At 28.7% G+C, this 22,302-nt stretch carries 20 protein-coding genes; 19 read left to right on the forward strand and 1 reads right to left on the reverse strand.

Annotated elements, in window-relative coordinates; all coding sequences use genetic code 11:
- Positions 1 to 21: 21 nt before the first annotated feature.
- The 15 genes from ARA56_RS12905 (at position 22) to ARA56_RS12975 (ending at position 15,006) form a co-directional block, all read left to right on the forward strand.
- The gene (locus ARA56_RS12905; protein ID WP_055267325.1) at positions 22 to 1,308 is read left to right on the forward strand and encodes a PQQ-dependent sugar dehydrogenase family protein; all 1,287 of its coding nucleotides are present in this window, start codon (positions 22 to 24) and stop codon (positions 1,306 to 1,308) included.
- Positions 1,309 to 1,410: 102 nt separating this feature from the next.
- Positions 1,411 to 1,905 carry a hypothetical protein gene (locus ARA56_RS12910; RefSeq protein WP_055267327.1) on the forward strand — a complete coding sequence of 165 codons (495 nt, stop codon included), beginning with the start codon at positions 1,411 to 1,413 and terminating at the stop codon, positions 1,903 to 1,905.
- 23 nt (positions 1,906 to 1,928) lie between these two features.
- A complete protein-coding gene (locus tag ARA56_RS12915; RefSeq protein ID WP_055267329.1) occupies positions 1,929 to 3,596 on the forward strand; it encodes a B12-binding domain-containing radical SAM protein in 1,668 nt (555 codons plus the stop codon).
- Positions 3,597 to 3,789: 193 nt separating this feature from the next.
- Positions 3,790 to 4,116 carry an ATP synthase archaeal subunit H gene (ahaH, locus tag ARA56_RS12920; RefSeq protein WP_055267332.1) on the forward strand — a complete coding sequence of 109 codons (327 nt, stop codon included), beginning with the start codon at positions 3,790 to 3,792 and terminating at the stop codon, positions 4,114 to 4,116.
- Positions 4,103 to 6,058: a V-type ATP synthase subunit I gene (locus ARA56_RS12925; protein ID WP_055267334.1), complete on the forward strand. Its 1,956-nt coding sequence runs from the start codon at positions 4,103 to 4,105 to the stop codon at positions 6,056 to 6,058. Before ahaH ends, ARA56_RS12925 begins: the two co-directional genes overlap by 14 nt.
- Before the next feature lie 12 nt (positions 6,059 to 6,070).
- A complete protein-coding gene (locus tag ARA56_RS12930; RefSeq protein WP_055267336.1) occupies positions 6,071 to 6,559 on the forward strand; it encodes a V-type ATP synthase subunit K in 489 nt (162 codons plus the stop codon).
- 18 nt (positions 6,560 to 6,577) lie between these two features.
- Complete coding sequence (locus tag ARA56_RS12935; protein WP_055267338.1) at positions 6,578 to 7,177, forward strand: V-type ATP synthase subunit E; 600 nt, start codon at positions 6,578 to 6,580, stop codon at positions 7,175 to 7,177.
- An 11-nt stretch (positions 7,178 to 7,188) separates the two neighbouring features.
- Complete coding sequence (locus ARA56_RS12940; protein ID WP_055267340.1) at positions 7,189 to 8,190, forward strand: V-type ATP synthase subunit C; 1,002 nt, start codon at positions 7,189 to 7,191, stop codon at positions 8,188 to 8,190.
- Positions 8,183 to 8,494 (forward strand): V-type ATP synthase subunit F, encoded by a 312-nt coding sequence (locus ARA56_RS12945; protein ID WP_055267360.1) that lies wholly within the window; start codon positions 8,183 to 8,185, stop codon positions 8,492 to 8,494. Before ARA56_RS12940 ends, ARA56_RS12945 begins: the two co-directional genes overlap by 8 nt.
- 17 nt (positions 8,495 to 8,511) lie before the next feature.
- On the forward strand, positions 8,512 to 10,287 hold the full coding sequence (locus tag ARA56_RS12950) for a V-type ATP synthase subunit A (protein ID WP_055267361.1): 1,776 nt from the start codon (positions 8,512 to 8,514) through the stop codon (positions 10,285 to 10,287).
- Positions 10,280 to 11,659: a V-type ATP synthase subunit B gene (locus ARA56_RS12955; RefSeq protein WP_055267342.1), complete on the forward strand. Its 1,380-nt coding sequence runs from the start codon at positions 10,280 to 10,282 to the stop codon at positions 11,657 to 11,659. The genes ARA56_RS12950 and ARA56_RS12955 overlap by 8 nt, the downstream gene beginning before the upstream one ends.
- 3 nt (positions 11,660 to 11,662) lie before the next feature.
- Positions 11,663 to 12,304 (forward strand): V-type ATP synthase subunit D, encoded by a 642-nt coding sequence (locus ARA56_RS12960; RefSeq protein ID WP_055267343.1) that lies wholly within the window; start codon positions 11,663 to 11,665, stop codon positions 12,302 to 12,304.
- A gap of 137 nt (positions 12,305 to 12,441) precedes the next feature.
- Positions 12,442 to 13,395 carry an MraY family glycosyltransferase gene (locus ARA56_RS12965; RefSeq protein WP_055267345.1) on the forward strand — a complete coding sequence of 318 codons (954 nt, stop codon included), beginning with the start codon at positions 12,442 to 12,444 and terminating at the stop codon, positions 13,393 to 13,395.
- A gap of 132 nt (positions 13,396 to 13,527) precedes the next feature.
- Positions 13,528 to 14,391 (forward strand): homocysteine S-methyltransferase family protein, encoded by an 864-nt coding sequence (locus tag ARA56_RS12970; RefSeq protein ID WP_055267347.1) that lies wholly within the window; start codon positions 13,528 to 13,530, stop codon positions 14,389 to 14,391.
- 108 nt (positions 14,392 to 14,499) lie between these two features.
- Complete coding sequence (locus ARA56_RS12975) at positions 14,500 to 15,006, forward strand: ECF transporter S component (protein ID WP_055267349.1); 507 nt, start codon at positions 14,500 to 14,502, stop codon at positions 15,004 to 15,006.
- A gap of 67 nt (positions 15,007 to 15,073) precedes the next feature.
- Here the strand turns inward: ARA56_RS12975 and ARA56_RS16830 are convergent, their stop codons facing one another.
- Positions 15,074 to 15,223, reverse strand: coding sequence for a hypothetical protein (locus ARA56_RS16830; RefSeq protein WP_172675771.1), 150 nt, complete (start codon positions 15,221 to 15,223; stop codon positions 15,074 to 15,076).
- Positions 15,224 to 15,494: 271 nt separating this feature from the next.
- Here ARA56_RS16830 and helD point away from each other — a divergent pair, with 271 nt between their 5' ends.
- From helD to ARA56_RS12995, 4 genes are all read left to right on the forward strand, one after another.
- Complete coding sequence (gene helD / locus ARA56_RS12980) at positions 15,495 to 17,771, forward strand: RNA polymerase recycling motor HelD (protein ID WP_055267352.1); 2,277 nt, start codon at positions 15,495 to 15,497, stop codon at positions 17,769 to 17,771.
- Positions 17,772 to 17,910: 139 nt separating this feature from the next.
- Positions 17,911 to 19,083, forward strand: a complete 1,173-nt coding sequence (locus tag ARA56_RS12985; RefSeq protein WP_055267354.1) for an FprA family A-type flavoprotein — start codon at positions 17,911 to 17,913, stop codon at positions 19,081 to 19,083.
- A 271-nt stretch (positions 19,084 to 19,354) separates the two neighbouring features.
- Positions 19,355 to 20,344: a calcium/sodium antiporter gene (locus ARA56_RS12990; protein ID WP_055267356.1), complete on the forward strand. Its 990-nt coding sequence runs from the start codon at positions 19,355 to 19,357 to the stop codon at positions 20,342 to 20,344.
- A gap of 179 nt (positions 20,345 to 20,523) precedes the next feature.
- A complete protein-coding gene (locus ARA56_RS12995; RefSeq protein WP_055267358.1) occupies positions 20,524 to 22,164 on the forward strand; it encodes a hypothetical protein in 1,641 nt (546 codons plus the stop codon).
- Positions 22,165 to 22,302: the final 138 nt, after the last annotated feature.

A 22,302-nucleotide genomic window follows, 5' to 3' on the forward strand; every position in this document is an offset into this window, starting at 1 on the left:
TTAGAGAGGGAGTGAGATATTATGAAAAGATTTTTGAAGTTTTTAGTATTTTCAACACTTGTTGTATCCATATCTTTTGGAATTTACGAAATAAATAATAAATATACTATAGACATAATAAATAAAAATATTGGATGGAGTATAAATAATAAAGGAATAAAAGATGCAAAAAGTTTTGACTTTGATGAAAATGGCAATTTATACATAGCATTTAGTGATTCTTTGAAAATTATAAAAGAAGATAATAAAGAAGAAACTTTAATAAAGAAAAAAGATTTTAATATTTACGATATGGTTATTTACAAAAATGAAATAATACTTGCTACAGGAAGAGATATAGTTAAGTACAATTATGAAAATGATGAAATATTGGAACTTATAAAAGATCTGCCTAATTTAGGTGAAAATAAGTATACAAAATTATTAATAGAAGATGATATTCTTTATATAACTATAGGAACAAATACAAATTCAGGAATATTAGATAAAGATAGTACAGATTGTGATGTGCCATCTTTCGAATGGATTTTATCAGGTGAAAACTATGGAGATAACAACACTGGAGCTTTTGTAGAATATGGAATACAAAATAAGAGTGGAGAAAAGGTGAAGGAAGGAATAATAAGTAATGGAACTATTTTATCGTATGATTTTACATCAGGCAAGATAAGTACCTTTGCTACCGGAATTAGAAACATTGAAGGATTAGATTTTAATAATGAGGGGAAGATAATAGCTATAGTAGGTGGAATGGAAGATAAAGGAAGTAGGGCTGTTAAAGATGATAAAGATTATATTTATGAAATAAAAGAAAATGCATGGTACGGATGGCCTGATTATAGTGGAGGAGATTCAATTACATCACCGAAATTTTCAGATGGTACAAATAAATTAGAACCAGTTATTAGTAATCCACCAACAAAAACTCCTTATGGGCCAATATATCAGCATTATAATTTATCTTCTTTAAAAGGACTAGCAGTAGATAGGGAAGGTAATATATTAGGACAAGATGTAATTGTTTTTGCTGATAATAAGGAAAACTATTTATACTCTTTAGGAAAAAACAATGTAGCAAATAAAATTGTTGATTTAGGCGATAATAGTAAGGTTGAAGTGATAAGGTGTTATAAAGATGGTATATATGTTTTAGATAGTAAAGTAGGTGTTTTATATAAGTTAGAAAGTACAGGTAATAAAACTATATTTAAATTACCAATAATAATATGGGGATTTATTATTGTTTTCATTATAGCTTTAATAATAGCAGAAGTATTGAAATATAATAAGAAGTATAAAAAGAACTAGTAAATAAGGCTAGTTCTTTTCATTTAAAAAATATACAATAAACTAAATCCTAGATTTAGATTTTCACTTATAGTAAAATTGTTTTAAAGGGGATGAGAAATTATGGGTAAAACAATAATATTAAATTTATCTGATGTAATTCTTGAAGGAGATATTTTAGATGTTGGAGAAAGTTATGGAGTAATTTACAACCTATCTAAAGAGGTCTTTGATGAATTAGCAATAGATTATGTAGAAGATAATAATAAAGATATATTGTTATCAGAGGGATATGATACGTGTACAATATTCTTTTATCTAAGCGATATTTGGAGAGAAGGTGGTAGGGCTAAACTTATTGAGGATGTGACAAGGTTTGTTAAAAAGGGTGGTAATATTTATATATGGGATATTAATAAAGAGATAGGAAAAGTCTTTAATAATAAGATAAGAGCTGTATTACCATCAGAAAAGATTAAAGAATTTGAGTTTAAAAACTTAAATATAATGTCTAAGTCAAACTTAGAAGATACAAAAAAGCTATTAGAGCCCAACTATAAGATTACAGAAGAAAAAATATGGGAAGATATTTACTTTGTAAAAGGTAAAAAACTATAGCCCAAGAGAAAGGAAGAAGAAATATGAAGATTTTACTTACAGCTATAAACTCAAAGTTTATTCATAGCAATTTAGCTGTTAGATACCTAAAAGCATTTACGGAGGATTTATCTTATGAATGTTCTATAAGAGAATTCTCTATAAATGATAGAGATGAAAAGATACTAGAGGAGATAATTAAAGAAAAACCGAATGTTGTAGCATTTTCAACTTATATATGGAATATAGAGATGGTTACTAGACTATCTAACTTAATAAAATTAGTAGATAAGGATATAGAAATTCTATATGGAGGACCAGAAGTTTCTTATGATAGTCTAAATATTTTAAAGGAGTTAAATGGAGATTATATTATTCAAGGTGAAGGTGAAAAAACATTTAGAGAGTTTGTAGAGTATAAATTAGGTAATAAAGATTTAGAATCTATTAGAGGATTATACTTTAAAAAAGGTAATGAAGTTATATTTAATGGAAATAGACCTCTTATGAATATGGATGAAATAGTGTTTCCGTATAAAGAAGATGAAAATTTAGATAATAAAATAGTATATTATGAAGCATCTAGAGGTTGTCCGTTTAATTGCAAATATTGTTTATCATCTACAACTCATGGAGTTAGATTCTTAGATATAGAAAGAGTAAAGAGAGAATTACAATTTTTTATAGATAAAAAAGTTAGACTAGTAAAGTTTGTTGATAGAACTTTTAACTGCAATTTTAAATTTTCTACAGCTATTTGGGAGTTTTTAATAAATAGTGATACTAAAACTCAATTCCACTTTGAAATTTCAGCAGATATATTAAAACCACAAGAATTAGAGATTTTAAGAAAGGCACCTAAAGATAGATTCCAATTTGAAGTTGGAGTTCAAACTACTAATGATGATGTCTTGAGACAAATTAATAGATTTGTAAATTTTAGTGATATAAAAGAAAAAGTATTAGAACTTTTAGCAATAAAAAATATAAAGCAGCATTTAGATTTAATTGCAGGGCTTCCAGGAGAGGACTATACATCTTTTAAAAAATCTTTTAATGACGTATATAGTATAGGGCCTGAAGAAATACAACTAGGGTTTCTAAAATTGCTTAGAGGTTCTTCGATGAGAGAAGAAGCAGAGCTTTATGATATGAAATATTCACCATATCCACCTTATGAAATTCTTTCTACAAAAGATATTTCTTATGATGAATTATTAGTTCTTAAAAAAGTTGAGCATATGGTAGATAAATATTATAATTCACAAAAATTTAATAATATAATTAATTTCTTTGTAGATAAGTTTGAAACGCCTTTTGACTTCTTCTTAAGATTAGGAGAGTTTTTCGAAATGAAGGATTATTTTAATAGAAATATAGGAAATAGCGAATACTATAAAGTGTTCCTAGAATTTAATAACGAAGTATTAAAAGATGATAATACTATTTTAAGAGACATAATAAAATACGATTATCTTACTTTTAATAAAAGAAGAGGTATGCCAGAGTTTTTAGAAAATAGAATGACTAGGGAGGAAGAAAGAGAGATAAAAGATAAGCTAAGAGATGAGTATTCGTTCAAAGAAAACTATATTGAAAATTTCTGTATAGACATAAAAGAGTTTATAAAACATAAAAAAATAATTAATAAAAATACTTATTATATTTTTGGATATAATGGTGGAAATTTAGATATAACGGATAAAATATAGCGGTTTATAGATAAAAAAGAGAGTATTAATCGTTTACTTGTTATATAATTTAAATTATTAGAATAATTTCTTTGGTAAAAGTTAGTTGATTAATAAAGAAAACAGTGTATAATTATAGATAATAAAAAGTAATTAATACTATATAAAGTATTAATATTTATATCATTAGAAGTTAATAAAAGGTGGTGAGATTTTGGCGTTAGAAGCAATTAAGGAAATAAAGAATGCAGAACAAAAAGCTGATGAGATGATCAATGAAGCAAAGAAAAATGCAGCAGAGATGATTCAAAAAGCTAAAAGTGAAGCTGATTCTAAGTATAATGAAATTCTAAAAGAAGCTAGAGCAAAAGCAGATGAGATAATAAATCTTGCTATTGAAGAAGGAAATTTTGAAGCTAAGCCTATATTAGAAAAAGGTGAAAAGGAAGTTTATGCTATTAAAAATGTAGCTAATGATGTTAAAGAAAATGCTGTAAATATAGTTGTTGAGAGGATAGTGAAGAGTTATGGCAATAGTTAAGATGAATAAATTCACTTTGCTAACTTTTAAATCTCATAAAGAAGAACTTCTTCGTAAACTACAGGAATTTTCAAAAGTTGAATTCATAAATTTACAAGATGAAAATATCTTGGAGAAAAATGAGGAGTTACAAGATCTTGCGAAAGATGAGATTAGTCCAGAAAGTGCAGAGCTAGAGGAAAATTTATCAAAAGCTAAATTCGCTCTTGAATTTTTAAATAGCTATATGCCTAAAAAGTCAGGAATTAAGGCTCTTGAAGATGATAAAGAGTATGTAACTATCGATGAATTAGATAAAAAAGTAGAATCATCTAATTGGCTTGATATTTATACTAAGGTGAAGAAAGAGGAAGAGAAGCTAACATCATTAGAAAATAAAATAGTTAAGCTTCAAGGTGAAATAGACATATTAACTCCATGGCAACCACTTGATATTCCATTCAAAGCTTTAGAAGAGTTAAAAAAGACTTCTTACTTTTTAGGTAGTATTGCTAAACAATATGAAGAAAAATTACTTGAAGAGTTACAAGATTCATATGTTGAGATTATATCAAGGAATTCAAATGGTACGAACATACTAGTAATAGCAAACAAAGAAAAAGAAGATGAAGTATTAAGTACTATTAGAGGGTATGGATTTAGCCCGTTTAAAACAGAACATAAAGATAGTCCACAAAAATTAGTTATGGACTATACAGCAGAAATTGAAGAGATAAAATCAGAAATATTCTTCGTAAAAGAAGAGATATCTTCTTTAGAAGATGAAAATAAAACCTTAAAGTTAGTATATGATTATTATTCTAACAAGTTAGGAAGAAAAACTGTATCTACTAATTTCTTAAAGACAAATAACACTATAACAATTCAGGGGTGGTGTCCTGTTGAAGATAACGAAAAATTAAAAGAAATATGTAATGAACAATTAAAAGATGATTATTATATAATTTTTGAGGATGTAAAAGAAGAAGAAATAGATGATGTGCCTATAAAACTTAGTAATCATAAGTTAAGTAGAACATTTGAATCTGTTACAGAAATGTATAGTTATCCAAAATATAATGAGGTAGACCCAACACCATTGCTTGTACCTTTTTATCTAGTGTTTTTTGGGATGATGGTAGCAGATGCAGGATATGGAATTGTAATGCTTATTGTAGCATTTTGTGCAATGAAATTTATAAAACTTACAAAGAAAAATGAGGATTTTGCAAGATTCTTTTTCTATTTAAGTTTTCCAACTATCTTTTTTGGATTAATCTATGGTTCGTTCTTTGGAGATGCAGTAAAAATACCAGGGCTTATAGATCCTTCAAGAGATATTAATACAATATTAGGGATGTCAATAGTTTTAGGAGTAATTCAAATATTCTTTGGACTTGGTATAAAGGCATATGTTCTTATAAAAGATGGTAAGAAAAAAGATGCATTTTATGATGTAGGAGCATGGATTATAACGTTAGTATCAATAGGATTATTAGCAGGAAGTATCATGCTAAAATGGCCACCGATTATGAAATATATAAGTATAGGTGGATTAATAGTTGGTGCTGTAATTATAGTTTTAACTGGTGGTAGAACTGAGAAAACTAAGGGAGCACAAATTGGCCAAGGCCTATATGCATTATATGGAATTACTGGGTATGTATCAGATTTAGTTTCATATACAAGACTTATGGCTTTAGGTTTAGCTGGTGGAAGTATTGCAGGAGCATTAAATATGCTTATTGCACAATTACCACAAGGCATAGTAGCTATAATAATAGGTCCAATAATTTTTGTTTTAGCTCACATATTTAATTTATTATTGGGATTATTAGGAGCATATGTTCATACAGCAAGATTACAATATGTAGAATATTTTTCAAAATTCTACGAAGGTGGAGGAAAGCCATTTACTCCATTTAAATCATCAGAAAGATATATTAATTTAAAGAATAATTAGGAGGAATAAAAAATGAATAATATGACATGGATACAATTTTTAATGGAAAATAGTGGGGGAATAATCTTCGCGGCTTTAGGTATTGCTTTAGCAGTTGGATTATCAGGAATAGGATCAGCAAAAGGTGTTGGATTAGTAGGGGAAGCAGCTACAGGACTTGTAACAGAAGAACCAGAAAAGTTTGGTAAAGCATTAGTTCTAGAACTATTACCAGGTACTCAAGGTTTATACGGTTTCGTTGTTGGATTTCTAGCATTTACTAAATTATCAAGTGGTATGACACTTTCTCAAGGATTATATATTTTTGGAGCTTGTCTTCCAATTGCTTTAGCAGGATATTTCTCAGCTATAGCTCAAGGTAGAGTTGCAGCAGCTGGTATTCAAATATTAGCTAAGAGACCAGAACATAATACTAAAGGTATTATATTATCAGCTATGGTTGAAACATATGCATTATTAGGATTCGTTATTTCATTTATGTTAGTTATGAAAACATTCTAGGATTGGAGATATAAAACTATGTCAGATGTGAAGAATATTACTTCTAAGATCCTAAAGGATGCTGAAGTAGAAAGGGATAGTATTTTAGCTGCTTCAGAGGATGAGAAGAATAAAATAATTTCTAAGAGAGTTAATAGTGCAAAAGCTTTAGAAGATGAAATATTATCTAAGGCTGAGCAAGAAGGAAAATCTAAAAAAGATAGAATAATTTCTTCAGCAAAATTAAAAGTAAGAAATGATAAGTTAGCTCAAAAACAATCAGTAATAGATGATGTTTTTGATGAAGCTTTAAATAAATTATGTACGTTATCTGCAGACGAATTAAGTAACTTTATTAGAAGAAGCATTCTCTCTATGGATATAGAAGGTGATGAGAACTTAGTTTTAAACCATGAGGGATTAAAGGTGATTGGATTAGAATTTATGGATTCATTAAATGCTGAATTAAAAGATAAAGGACTTAAGGGTGAAATAAGACTTCTTAAGAAAGAAGGAAGTTTTAGAGGTGGATTTATATTAGAAAAGAATGGTATAGAAATTAATAACACATATGAAGCTTTAATAAGCTCATTAAGAGATGAATTAGAATTTGAAGTTGCAAAGGTGTTATTTAGTTAAGGAGGGTAACTATGGATGTAATGCAGTTTACTCAAGCTCTTTCAAGAATTTGGGTATTTGAAACAAGACTCCTTGATAGAACTAAAATTGAAAGAATGATCGAAGCACCTTCAGCAGAAGAAGCTTTAAAAATTCTTAATGAAACGGAATATTCTAATATATTAAGTAAAGCAAAAAGAGTTAATGATTATGAAAATATTTTATCTTATGAATTAAAGAGAGTTTACGAATTAATGTATGAACTTTGTCCAGTTAAAGACGTAGTAGATTTAATGAGCGTAAAATATAGATATCATAACTTAAAAGTATTACTAAAAGGAAAGTTTCTTTCAAAGGATTTATCTAATCTTTTAATAGATTTAGGGATAGAAGATTTAAAGGAATTAAAAAGTATAATTGATTTAGATAACTTTGATGATTTAAAAGGATATACTAAAAAAGCTGTTATTGAAGTTGTAAAAGATTTTGAAGAAAATAAAGATCCACAAAAAATCGATATTATTGTAGACAGATATATGTTTGATGAAATGCAAGATATAAAGAAAAAATTAGACTATAAATTTACTGATAAACTTGTTTTGGCAACAATCGATCTAACTAATATTAGAACTTTAATTAGACTTAAGAAGCAAGGGCAAGGAAGAGAATTTGCATCAAAAGTATTAATTTCTGGTGGAGCTATTGATAAAGATACTTTAATATCAATTATAAATGAAACTCCTGAAAATATAATAACTAAGTTAAGCACTACAATATACTCAGATATTATAAAAGAAGGAATAGAAAACTTTAAGGAATCTAACTCTGCAAGTCTTTTAGAAAAATTAAGTGATAATTATATTATGGATTTAATGAAGGGTGCTAGATTAGTTACTTTTGGACCAGATAGAATATTATCATATATCTATGCAAAAGAAACAGAGATTAAAATTATTAGAATTATTATGGTAGGTAAGCTTAATAATATTTCTCAGGAAGTAATAAGAGAAAGGCTGCGTGATAGTTATGTATAAGAAAATTGGAGTAGTTGGAGATAAGGACTCGGTTTTAGCTTTTAAAGCATTAGGAATAGATGTATTTCCAGTTGTTGATGCAGATGAAGCTAGAATAGCAGTAGATAAGATGGCTATGAATGATTACGCAGTTATATTTATAACAGAACAAGTTGCAGTTACAATAGAAGAAACAATAGAGCGTTATAATAAACAAGTACTTCCTGCTGTAATATTAATTCCAAGCAATCAAGGAACTTTAAATATAGGTTCAAAGAGAATAAGTGATTCAGTGGAGAAAGCTGTAGGAGTCAATATATTATAGGAAGGCAGGTTAGAGTGTTGAAGACTGGAAAGATAATTAAAGTTTCAGGTCCTTTAGTTGTAGCTGAAGGAATGGATGAAGCTAATATATATGATATGGTTAAAGTTGGAGAAAAAGGTCTTATCGGAGAAATTATCGAGATGAGAGGAGATAAGGCATCTATCCAAGTTTACGAAGAAACAACAGGTATAGGTACTGGTGACCCAGTTGTAACAACTGGAGAGCCTTTAAGCTTAGAGTTAGGACCAGGACTTATTGAATCAATGTTTGATGGAATTCAAAGACCATTAGATGCTTTTGAAAAAGCTGCTAATTCACCTTTCTTATCAAAGGGGATTTCAGTTAATTCATTAAACAGAGAAAGAGTATGGGACTTTAAACCTACTGTTCAAATTGGAGATGAAGTATCAGCAGGAGATATAATTGGTACAGTTCAAGAAACTACAGTTGTATTACATAAGATAATGGTTCCATATGGAGTAAGTGGTAAAGTTAAAGAAATAAAATCAGGTGAGTTTACAGTTGTTGATACAGTTTGTGTATTAGAAACTGAAAAAGGGGATAAAGAACTTACTATGATGCAAAAATGGCCTGCAAGAAAAGGTAGACCATATGAAACAAAATTAAAACCAACAGTTCCAATGACAACAGGACAAAGAGTTATAGATACATTCTTCCCTGTAGCAAAGGGTGGAGCAGCTGCAGTACCAGGGCCTTTCGGAGCAGGTAAGACAGTTACTCAACACCAAATTGCAAAATGGGGAGATGCTGAAATTGTTGTTTATGTTGGATGTGGAGAACGTGGAAATGAGATGACAGACGTTCTTAATGAATTCCCAGAACTTATTGACCCTAAAACTGGGGAAAGCTTAATGAAAAGAACAGTTCTTATAGCTAATACTTCAAATATGCCAGTTGCAGCTAGAGAAGCTTCAATATATACAGGTATAACTATAGCTGAATACTTTAGAGATATGGGATATTCAGTATCAATAATGGCTGATTCAACATCAAGATGGGCAGAAGCATTAAGAGAAATGTCTGGTAGACTTGAAGAAATGCCAGGAGATGAAGGATACCCTGCATACTTAGGATCAAGACTTGCTGAATACTATGAAAGAGCTGGTAAGGTTATTTGCTTAGGTAAAGATGGAAGAGAAGGATCAGTAACTGCAATAGGAGCAGTATCACCTCCAGGTGGAGACCTTTCAGAACCAGTTACACAATCAACTTTAAGAATAGTTAAGGTATTCTGGGGATTAGATGCTCAATTAGCATATAAGAGACACTTCCCAGCAATAAACTGGTTATCATCTTATTCTTTATATGCAGATACTATAGATGCTTACTTTAATAAAGAAGTTGCTGAAGACTGGTCAGAATTAAGAATGGAAGCTATGGCTTTATTACAAGAAGAAGCTAGCCTTGATGAAATAGTTAGATTAGTAGGTATAGATGCTTTATCTGAAAAAGATAGATTAAAGTTAGAAGTTGCTAAGTCAATAAGAGAAGACTATTTACAACAAAATAGTTTCCATGAAATTGATACGTATACTTCACTAGAAAAGCAATATAGAATGTTAAAATTAGTTTTATTATTTAAGAAAGAAGCGGAAAGAGCCCTTGAAGCTGGAGTATACTTAAATAAAATTTTAGAATTAGAAGTAAGAGATAAAATAGCAAGAGCTAAGTATATTCATGAAGATGATATAAATAGAACAGATGAAATTGCAGAAGAGCTTAAGATTGCTATTGATGATTTGATACGCGAAGGAGGGGTTCTAAATGCTTAGAGAATACAGAACTGTAACCGAAGTTGTAGGGCCTTTGATGGTTGTTGAAGGAGTTAGCGGTGTAAAGTTTGATGAGCTAGTAGAAGTTGAAATACAAACTGGCGAAAAAAGAAGAGGTAAAGTTCTTGAGGTAAATGGATCTAGAGCTATGGTTCAGTTATTTGAAGGTTCTTCAGGGATAAATCTAAAGGGTACAAAAGTAAAATTCTTAGGAAAGCCTCTTCAACTAGGGGTATCTGAAGATATGTTAGGAAGAGTATTCGATGGTATGGGTAACCCTATAGATAAAGGACCAAAGATTATTCCAGAAGCTTATAAAGATATAAATGGTGAAGCTATAAATCCAGTATCAAGAGATTTTCCAGCTGAATTTATTCAAACAGGAATATCTGCTATAGATGGATTAAATACTCTTGTTAGAGGACAAAAGTTACCAGTGTTCTCAGCAGCAGGTCTTCCACATGCGCAATTAGCTGCTCAAATAGCAAGACAAGCGAAGGTTTTAAATTCAGATTCTAACTTTGCTGTTGTATTTGCAGCTATAGGTATAACTTTCGAAGAATCTCAATTCTTCGTAGATGAATTTAAAAAGACTGGTGCAATAGATAATGCAGTTCTATTTATGAACTTAGCATCTGACCCAGCTATCGAGAGAATAGCTACTCCAAGAATGGCATTAACAGCTGCTGAATTCTTAGCATATGAAAAAGACATGCACGTTCTTGTAATTATGACTGATATAACAAACTATGCAGAAGCTTTAAGAGAAGTATCAGCTGCAAGAAAAGAAGTACCAGGAAGAAGAGGATATCCAGGATATCTATATACTGACCTTTCTACATTATATGAAAGAGCAGGAAGAATTAGAGGTAGAAAAGGATCTATAACTCAAATTCCAATACTTACAATGCCAGAAGAAGATAAGACGCATCCAATTCCAGACTTAACTGGGTATATTACAGAGGGGCAAATAATTCTTACAAAAGAGTTATACAAAAAAGGTGTAATGCCTCCAATAGATGTATTACCTTCACTATCAAGACTTAAAGATAAAGGTATAGGTAAAGGAAAAACAAGAGAAGACCATGCAGATACAATGAATCAATTATTCTCAGCTTATGCGCAAGGTAAGCAAGCAAAAGAATTATCTGCTATCTTAGGAGAATCAGCTTTATCAGATACAGATAAGAAATTTGCTAAATTTGCTGAAGCTTTTGAAGAAGAATATGTTTCTCAAGGATTTGAAACTAATAGAACAATAGAAGAAACATTAAACTTAGGATGGAAATTACTTAAGATTCTTCCAAAGACAGAGCTTAAGAGAATTAGAGATGAATATCTTGAAAAGTATATGCTAAGAGAGGAAGAGTAGAATATGGCAAGATTAAATGTCAATCCTACTAGAATGGAACTCACAAAGCTGAAGAAAAGACTAACTACAGCTACAAGAGGACACAAACTTCTTAAGGATAAGCAAGATGAGCTAATGAGACAATTTATTAATCTTGTTAAATATAATAATGAACTTAGAAAGTCAGTAGAAAAAGAACTTGAAGGTTCATTTAAAGATTTCGTTATGGCAAGTGCTGTAATGAGCTCTGAATTCTTAGAGGAAGCAGTAGCTTATCCTAAGGAAAGTATATCTGTTGAAGTAGGAACTAAGAATATAATGAGTGTTAATGTTCCAGAAATGACTTTCCGTAGACAACTTCAAGATGATGAAGGAAGTATATTCCCATATGGATTTGCAAATACTTCAAGTGAATTAGATGATGCCATAACAAAGTTATATACAATATTACCTAAATTACTTGAACTTGCAGAAGTTGAAAAATCTACTCAGCTTATGGCTGATGAAATTGAAAAGACAAGAAGAAGAGTTAATGCTCTTGAATATATGACTATACCTCAACTTCAAGAAACTATTAAATATATAAGAATGAAGTTAGATGAAAATGAAAGAGGAGCCTTAACTAGATTAATGAAGGTTAAGGATATGATTCAATCAAGAGGATAATAAAAAGCTGTGGAAACACAGCTTTTTCCATTGTAACACTTTTGTAATTGCTAAAGATAGAAAACAATAGTATAATTCTTATATACAATAGACGATTGACAAAAGTTATATACTAAATTAATTAAGGAGTACTATTGATGAAATATTTACTAGCGATGATTATTGCATTTTCTGTAGTGTATTTTATTACACCTATGCTAATGAAAATGTCATTTAAATATAATTTTACAGATAAGCCGACAAAGAGAAAAATACATAGGGGAGAAACTCCATTATGTGGAGGTATAGCTATGTATATAGGATTCTTTATTGCTTACTTTATTTCTTTTTGGAATCATCCTTTTGATGAAAAATATGGAATATTTATTGGAGCAACTTTAATTGTTGGAATAGGGCTTATTGATGATTATTATAAAAGTGTAGGAAAAGAATTTGCAATTATGCCAAGACTTATAGTACAGTTACTTGCAGCTACAATAGTATTCTTTTCAGGAGTATCCTTTAATGGATTTACAAATCCTTTTACAGATACATATATAGCATTACCTACAATTATACAATATGTACTAACTGTTACTTGGATATTTGGAGTGACAACTGTTATTAATTGGTCTGATGGTATGGACGGTTTAGCCGGAGGATTATCATTTATATCTGCAATGACATTTGCAGCTACTGCTATTGTTCTTGCACAACCTCCATCATTGATATTTTCACTTATAACTGGTGGATGTGTATTAGCATTTTTATTATACAATAAATATCCTGCTAAAATATTTATGGGAGATTCGGGGGCTAACTTTTTAGGATTTATTTTAAGTATTATTGCTTTAGATGGAGCGTTTAAGCAAGCAACGATATTAAGTTTATTAATACCTATATTAGCTTTGGCCGTTCCTATTTTTGATAATATTTTTGTTATATTTAAGAGATTTTCAGAGGGTAAGCCTGTTTATCAAGCTGATAGAAGTCAAATACATTATAGATTGAAGGAAAAGGGATTAACTACAATTGAAGTAGTTACGTCAATAACACTAATAAGCTTAATATTTAGCATAATATCGATAATAATTTTGTTAGTTAAATTTTAAAATTATATTGCGGAATAAACTCATAGATATTTAAAGTATCTGTGAGTTTTTTTATGATTATTTATTTATATAAAGAATTATTAAATTTATAAATGGTAATATAAAAGTAATGAGATAGATTGGAGAGTAAAAATGAATTTTAAAGAGATTAAGAATAAAGGTATATTACTTTTTGATGGTGCAATGGGAACTATGATTAAAAGGTATGGATTAAATATAAATAATAATCCTGAAATATATAACTTTACTGAAGAGGATACTATAAAGAAAATACATAAAGAATATATAAAGGCAGGATCAAATGTTATAACAACAAATACATTTGGAGCAAATGATATTAGATTAAAAAATAGCAAATATTCTATAGAAGAAATAATAAGAAAAGGTATTATGATAGCAAAAGAAGTGAAAGGAGATAATGAAGATATATTAATAGCTTATGATATGGGACCAACAGGAGTAGGAGTAAATGCGACAGGAAAACTTACTTTTGATGAAGCTTATGAAATTTTCAAAAAACAGGTAATTATTGCGTCGAAAGGTGGAGTAGATTTAATTTTGATAGAGACAATACTTAGTTTAGATGAATGTAAAGCTGCAGTAAAAGCGGTTAAAGATTATAGTAATTTACCAGTGTTTTGTACATTTACATTAGATAATGATTGTAAGCTTTTTGATGGAAATACTATTGAGAAAGCTATAGAAGATATGAATAAGTTAGAAGTAGATGCCGTAGGAATTAACTGTTCTCCAGGGATAAATGGGATACACAAAATTGTTAAGAAAATAAATACGTTAACTAAAAAGAATATTATTATTCAACCCAATACAAGATGTTATATGAACAATCTAAAGGAATTTATAGAAATATCAGAAAATGAGTTTTCAAAAGAAATATTAAAGTGTATTGAAGAGGGAGCAAAAATTGTTGGAGGATGTTGTGGTACTACTCCAGAATATATAAGAAGAATAAAAGAAGAGTTAAGCAAAGTATAGAAAAATATGTTAATCATCTATTTACAATAGCAACAATACCATATATACTAGTGTATATACACCAGTATATATGGTATGAATATTTTGTTTTTAGATGGGGGATTTAAAATGAATAACAGAGTTAAAAAAATGGTTCTAGCAGGATTATTAGTAGCACTCGCAATAATAATTCCAGTACAATTTGGTTTTTTAAAGATAGTTTTAGGGCCTTTTAGTGCAACATTATGTTCACATGTGCCTATGTTTTTATCCATGCTTATTTCACCGGTAGTTGCTATTGTTGTAGGAATAGGATCAGGATTAGGATTTTTTATTACTGGATTGCCACCTTATATTGCTGCAAGAGCATTAATGCATGCTCCTGTAGGATTTATTGGAGCAAAAATTGTTCAGAAAGAAAAGAATTTTAAAAAAGCTATGGTTATTACTGCTCCGCTACATGGTATTTTAGAAGCATTAATAGTAATTCCATTTGGTTTTAATTTATACGAGATGTTAGTAGTTGTAGCATTAGGTACAATAATACATCATGCTATGGATGCATCTATATCATTTGTATTATGTAAAGCAATGGCTAAAGCAAGAAGAAAAGATTTATATTCAGCATTTAATTAATAAAAATAGATGATTAAATAATTAAAGGCCTCCTGTCAAATTATGATAGGGGGCCTTTAATAGTATTTTATTTTTTACTAGATAGATTATTATGTACTTTTTCTAAATAATTATGTTGATTTACTATGTTTTCTTCAAAACTTTCTACTGCATGCTTAGTAAAGTTACCAATTTGGGATATAGGAATCGAAGTGTTTTTTAAATTATTTTTTGTCATAGTAACACCATCCTCTATTTTTTAGTATGATTAATTGAAGAAAATATATTTTATGATATTATTGTTAATATAAGAAAATATACTATTTGATTATATTTTTAAGATAAAATGTTAAAAATAATAAGTATATGGTAAATCATAACAAATTGTAGTTATAATAGTTTTATATGATAACTTTATGAATGCTATAGGAAATAATAGTATTTATATTTAAATATTTATGTTTTTAATTTGTTACTATAAGTAATTAGTTGAGAGGGATAAGATAAAGATGGATGATTTAAGTCGTGCAAAGCAAGTATTAAAAGAAAAAAAAGAATTAATTTTATATGAAATAAATGAAAAGCTTAAATATGAGCAGGAAATAGAAACAAAACTTAAAGCTTTAACCAAAGCAGCAAAAGGAAATTATGATCAAGAGAAAGAAAATACAGAGAAAATTTATAACGTATTAAAGATGGATATAGAAAGTTATGAAGAAGCTATAAAGACTCCGTATTTTGCAAGAGTGGATTTTACTGAAAAGCTAGGAGCTTTAGAAAAAATATATATAGGAAAACAAGGAATATCATCTAGCAAGGATGGAGAGGAAATTGTTGTAGACTGGAGAGCACCAGTTGCTGATTTGTATTATAGTGGGACAGGTGGAGAAGCGTATTATAAAGCTCCATCAGGAGTTATAGAAGGAGAATTATCTCTAAAAAGAAGATTTCTTTACAAAAATGATGATATTGAACGAATTTTTGATGAAGGTATTAATGAACTATTTATTTCAGGGGAAGAAGGAGTAGATTTAGTAGACGAATTTTTAAAGATAAACCTTGAAGAAAGCAAAGGAAAAAAATTAAAAGAAGTAGTTGCAACTATACAAAAAGAGCAAAATGATATTATAAGATGGCCTAAAAATTTGCCTATTATAGTGCAAGGATCAGCTGGATCTGGAAAAACAACTATAGCGTTACATAGACTAGCATATCTTTTATATAGATATAGAGAGTCAATGGAAGGAAAAGATATATTAGTATTAGCACCTAATAAAATATTCTTAGATTATATATCAGAGATTTTACCTAGCCTTGGTAGTAAAGATGTTGCTCAAACTACTTTTCAAGATTTAGTAGTGAAAGAACTAAAATTAAAAGGAAAAATAAGATCAAAAGATGATAAGTTAAAGGATATTATTGAAACTGAAGATGAAACATTAAGAAAATTTATGGTGAACTCATCTAAGGTAAAAGGGAATTTAATATTCAAAACTATAATAGATAGATATATAGCACTTCTAGATAGCAGTTCTTTAGAAATAGAAGATATAGTAATAAGTGGATACACGTTATTTTCTAAAAGGGAAATTACTAGATTATATTTAAAAGATTTAAAAGTATATCCAATAAATAAGCGTAAAGATGAAATTAAAAGATATCTTAATTTAAAGTTAAAAGAAAAAATACAAACTTTATTGTTAACTGTAGATAGAGAATGGGATTTAAAAATTAGAGAAGTTAAATCTAATTCTGAAGATAGTGAAGAGAGAAGAAGTGAGTTAAGAAAACTATACGATGAGCGAGATAGTATTAAAAATTATATAAAACAAGATTCTAAAAAGGTAATGAATGAATACTTTAAAAACTGGAGGGGTATAACTTCTAAAGATATATATTTAAATATGTTTAAAGATAAAGCTGTGTTTGATATAGCTGTAGATAATAGAATACCATTTCAACTTTTAGAATATATGAAAGAGGAAGTTGTTGAGAACTTTGAAAAGGGGATAGTAGACGAAGATGATTTAGCAGCACTTTTATATATTCATATATTATTAGAAGGAATAGAAGAAAAATCGAAGTTTAAACATATAGTAATAGATGAAGCACAAGATTATAGTCCATTACAGATTGAAGTAATAACAAATTTAACAAGAGGAAACTCTTTAACTTTAGTAGGAGATTTAGCACAAGGAATTTACTATTACAAAGGTATTAAGAGGTGGGAAGATATAACAGAAAAAATATTTAATGGTAATGCAACGTATATATCTTTAACACAAAGTTATAGATCTACTGTGGAAATAATAGATTTTGCACAGAAAGCATTAGAAGCTCAAAATTTAGGGTTAACTCCAGCTAAACCTGTATTAAGACATGGTGATAAACCAATAATTAAAATGTCTAAAGATAAAAAAGAATCTGCTAAGTTTATAGAACAGATAATAGAGGAGATAGAAGGTAAAGGAAAAAGAAGTATAGGTATTATTACGAGAACCTTAGAGGAGGCTAAAGCTTTAGAAAAAAATATTAAGAAATATTGTAATAGAAAAATACAGCTTATAAAGGGAAATGAGAAAGATTCCCCAGAGGATGTGGTAATAATTCCATCCTATTTAACAAAAGGGTTAGAGTTTGATGGAACTATTATTTATAATCCATTAGAAAGTAATTATAATGATAATTTATTAAATCAAAGATTACTTTATGTTGCTTTAACGAGGGCATTACACTATCAGTATGTTATTGCTGAAGGTGAAATAAGTAGGAATATTGAGTATTAATTAATAACAACTATTAATTCAGAGTAAAATAGTCAATAATCTAACTTTTTGACTTATAATAGTTATAAATTATAGTTTAAGATTGAAATATAATTTGGTAAAATATAAAATAGAAATTAGTAATTTGGAGGTTGAATGAATGGCGGTAGAGCAGTTAAAAGAAAGTATATACTGGATTGGTGTAAAAGATCCTGAGTTAAGAATATTTGATATAATTATGGAAACGAAAAAAGGAACTACTTATAACTCTTATTTAATTAATGATGAAAAAGTAGCCATATTTGATATAGTTAAAAATGGGTTTTATAACGAGTTTAAAGAAAATATTAAAAGTATAATTGGTGAAAAGAAAATTGATTATGTTGTGGTACATCATACAGAATTAGACCATAGTGGAGCTTTAAAAGATTTAATAAAAGATTACCCAGAGGTAAAAATTGTTGGATCAAGAGCTACTTTAAAATATTTAAAAGATATTTTAAATTGTGAGTTTAACGCTAGAGAGGCTAATGAGGAAATTAATTTAGGAAATCACACACTAAGCTTTATAAGTGCTCCAAACTTACATTGGCCAGATACTATGTTTACTTATGTTAAAGAAAAGAATATTTTATTTACTTGTGACTTTACAGGTTCTCACTTCTGTCCAGAAGGAAGTATGACATGTGAGCTTAATGATGAATATTTTTCAGAGATGAAATATTATTATGATTGTATAATGGGACCATTCCCTAAGTATGTTAATTTAGGATTAGAAAAAATTAAAGATTTAAAAATTGATATGATAGCCCCAAGTCATGGACCAATACATGTTAGAGAAATAGATAAAATATTAAATCTTTATAAAGAATGGAGTAAAGAGGTAGAAGTTGACGAAAATAAAGTTGAAATATTCTATATATCCGCTTATCATAATACAGAGATGATGGCTAATTTCTTTAAGAAAAAACTAGAAGATAAAGGGTTTAAGGCTGATGTTACAGAGATAACTACTATTCCTTTAGAAGAATCTATAGAAAAAATTTCAAAAGCAAAAGGATTCCTAATAGGATCACCAACAATAAATAAAGATGCAGTTAAACCAGCTTGGGATTTATTATCACTTGTAAGTGCTATTACAAATAGAGATAAAGTTGCAATGGCCTTTGGATCTTATGGATGGAGTGGTGAAGGAGTTCCTATGCTTACAGAAAGACTTAAAAGCTTAAAGATAAAAACAGCTCCAGGATATAAGTTCTGCTTTGTACCATCAGAAGAAAAGTATGAAGAAGCAGAAGATTATTTAGATGAATTTATAGAATTAATGAGATAATATAATAAGTTAAGAGTTAAAAGTGTAGGGTTAATGGCTTGTGAAGATAGTCAGTATAAGTGACATTTAAAAATTGCAAGCTTATAAATAGCAAAGCTGTTTATTTCAACCCAATTCACTTTTAACTCTTAATTTTTTACGCAAAAAAGTATTTATAATTTTATTATGATAACCATAAGGTATTGTATGTAATAATATGTTTAGTGTATTTGTATTTTTACTTTATATAATGTAAAATAATTAAAGGAACTTAAAGAAAAGGGGAAAATAAATGAACTACATATTATTAATTATAGGATTTTTTCTACTTATAAAAGGTGCGGATATTTTTGTAGATGGAGCTTCTGGAATATCTAAAAAGTTAGGGATTCCATCAGTAATAGTTGGATTAACTATAGTATCATTAGGGACGAGCGCTCCAGAACTTGCAGTAAGTATTGTTTCATCACTTCAAGGTAGCAATGAAATAGCAGTAGGTAATGTTTTAGGATCAAATATATTTAACACACTTATGGTATTTGGAGTAACTTTGATAATAATGCCACTTATAATAAAAAAGTCTACAATTAAGAAGGATTTTCTTATTAATATAGCAGTTACAACATTATTTTTACTTTTAACTTTCAATGGAATACTTCTTGGAAAAGAAAATTATATTTCTAGATTTGATGGATTTATATTATTGTCAGGATGTATATTATATATTCTATTTTTAATTTGGACAGTTAGGGGACAAAAAGGAGGTAAATCTAAGGATGTAGCAGCAGAAATGGCTATAGAAGATGAAGGAATAGAACATATAAATATACCTAAAAGTATAATTTCGTTAATTATAGGGGCTATATGTATAGTTATAGGTGGTAATATTGTTGTAGATTCAGCTTCAAGTATTGCAACAGCGTTGGGCATGAGCGATAAATTAGTAGGACTTACTATAGTAGCAATGGGAACATCTCTTCCAGAACTTGTTACATCAGCAATGGCAGCTTTAAAAGGTGAAGAAGATATGGCACTTGGAAATATATTGGGATCAAATATATTTAATATTTTATTAATAATAGGTGCATCTTCAATAATTACTCCAATGATAGTATCATCAACTTTAATAGTTGATTTTATATTCTTAATTTTAGTTACTATACTAATAGGTATTTTAATTTTTGCACATAAAGGCAAAGAAAAGAGATTAGGAAAACTTGAAGGAATATTATTTGTATCGTTATACATTGGATATATGGTTTATATAATATTTAGAAACTAATAAATCTCTAGGTGATAGAATTATTATTTTTTGTAATTCATATCACTTAGAGATTTTTAAATTTTATAATTGTTAACTAAAAGTTAATAAATAACTCATAATAAAATATAAGAAAACTTTAAAAAAGGTATTGTTATAAGTGGAGTTTAGAAGTATAATGATTTAATGGAGGGATGAAAATGAATTTTCAAAGTAAATTTTCGCAATATATAAAGTGGTTAGTACTTGCTTATATTGCTATAGGGGTATTTCTTTTATTTCAAAGTAAATTAATCTTAGATTTCACATTAAGTTCATTCTTATTAGTGGGACCATTTGTTTTATGTACAATAGCCTATGGAGCATTAACACTAAATAAGAAATATATAATTTCAGGTATTGGAGTAGCGGTATTATATGTGGTTTCATTAGTAGTATTTAGTCCATTAATAATGCCAAATGAACATAGAGATTTAATAGGAAGCGTTGAAGAGGTAGAGTTTTCAAGTCAAATAGAATATATAGATTTAAAACAATTACCTACTATTGATAAACAATTAGCTGCAAAATTAGCAGATAAAAAGTTAGGTGAAATACCAAGCTTAGGAAGCCAAGTTACTATTGGTGACTTAACATTACAAAGTATTGCAGGTCAATTATATTATGTTGCACCTTTAGAACATTCATCATTGTTTAAATGGTTAATTAATAATGAAGGTACAAAAGGTTATATTAAGGTAAGTGCAATAAATCAAAATGATGTACAATTAGTTACAGAACTAAATGGACAACCTATACATTTAAAATATCTTGAATCAGCATATCTTTTTAGTGATTTAGATAGAGCGGCGTATATAAGAGATATGAAAGCAGGCCATACTGACTATACATTTGAATTAGATGATGAAGGAAATCCTTATTGGGTAATAACTAGATATGATAATGCTATTGGATTAACTGAACAAAAAGCAATTGGAGTATTAATAATAGATGCTCAAACTGGAGAATCAAATATTTATGATATAGAAAACACTCCAAAATGGGTAGATAGAATTCAACCGTCAGGATATATAAATAACTATTTAAATAAATGGGGAGAATTAGTTCATGGTATTTTTAACTTTAGTGATAAAGATAAGTTAAAGACTACTCAAGGTATGAACATAATATTTAACAATGATAAATGTTATTATTATACTGGTATAACTTCAGTTGGTAATGATGAAGGATTAGTTGGATTTACATTAACAGATACTAGAACAGGGGAAACTACTATGTATAAAACATCTGGAGCTACTGAGGTTGCAAGTATGCAATCGGCAGAAGGTAAAGTTCAACAGTATGGATATAGTGCAACATTCCCATATTTAATTAACATTCAGTCAGAACCAACATATTTTATGACTTTAAAAGACTCAAATGGATTAGTTAAACAGTATGCAATGGTTAATGTTAAAAACTATAGTACTGTAGCCGTAGGGGATTCACTACAAACAACGTTAAATAGATATATTGAAGCTTTAACAAACACTAATATTTCATTAGAAGGTTCTAATAGTGAAGAAGTTCTAGAAGGTGAAGTTGAAAGAATAGGGTTAGTTATAAAAGAAGGTTCAAGCATATATGATATTAAAATTAAGGGATCAGATAATATATTCTCTGTTTCTACAGAAAGTTCTAGAGAGGTAGCCTTAACAAATGTAGGTGATAAAGTATCTCTTAAATTTATTAAAGTTGGAGATGGAAAATATATTATAACAAATTCTTTTGAGAACTTATCTTTAAAAGGTAGTAATATGGAAAGTTCACTAGAAGAAGGTAGTACGACCACAACAGAATAGATTTTATAAAAGGGGCTGTCTCTGAAATGATTTTTAAAATCATTTCAGTAGACGGTCTTTTTATTTTTTATTCATATATTTATATGAAATTATTTCTAAATGAACAAGTTTTTTGACACGACAAATAGGAGGTTATAA

It is taken from the genome of Clostridium disporicum (genome assembly GCF_001405015.1).
GTDB classification, from domain to species: Bacteria; Bacillota; Clostridia; order Clostridiales; family Clostridiaceae; genus Clostridium; species Clostridium disporicum_B.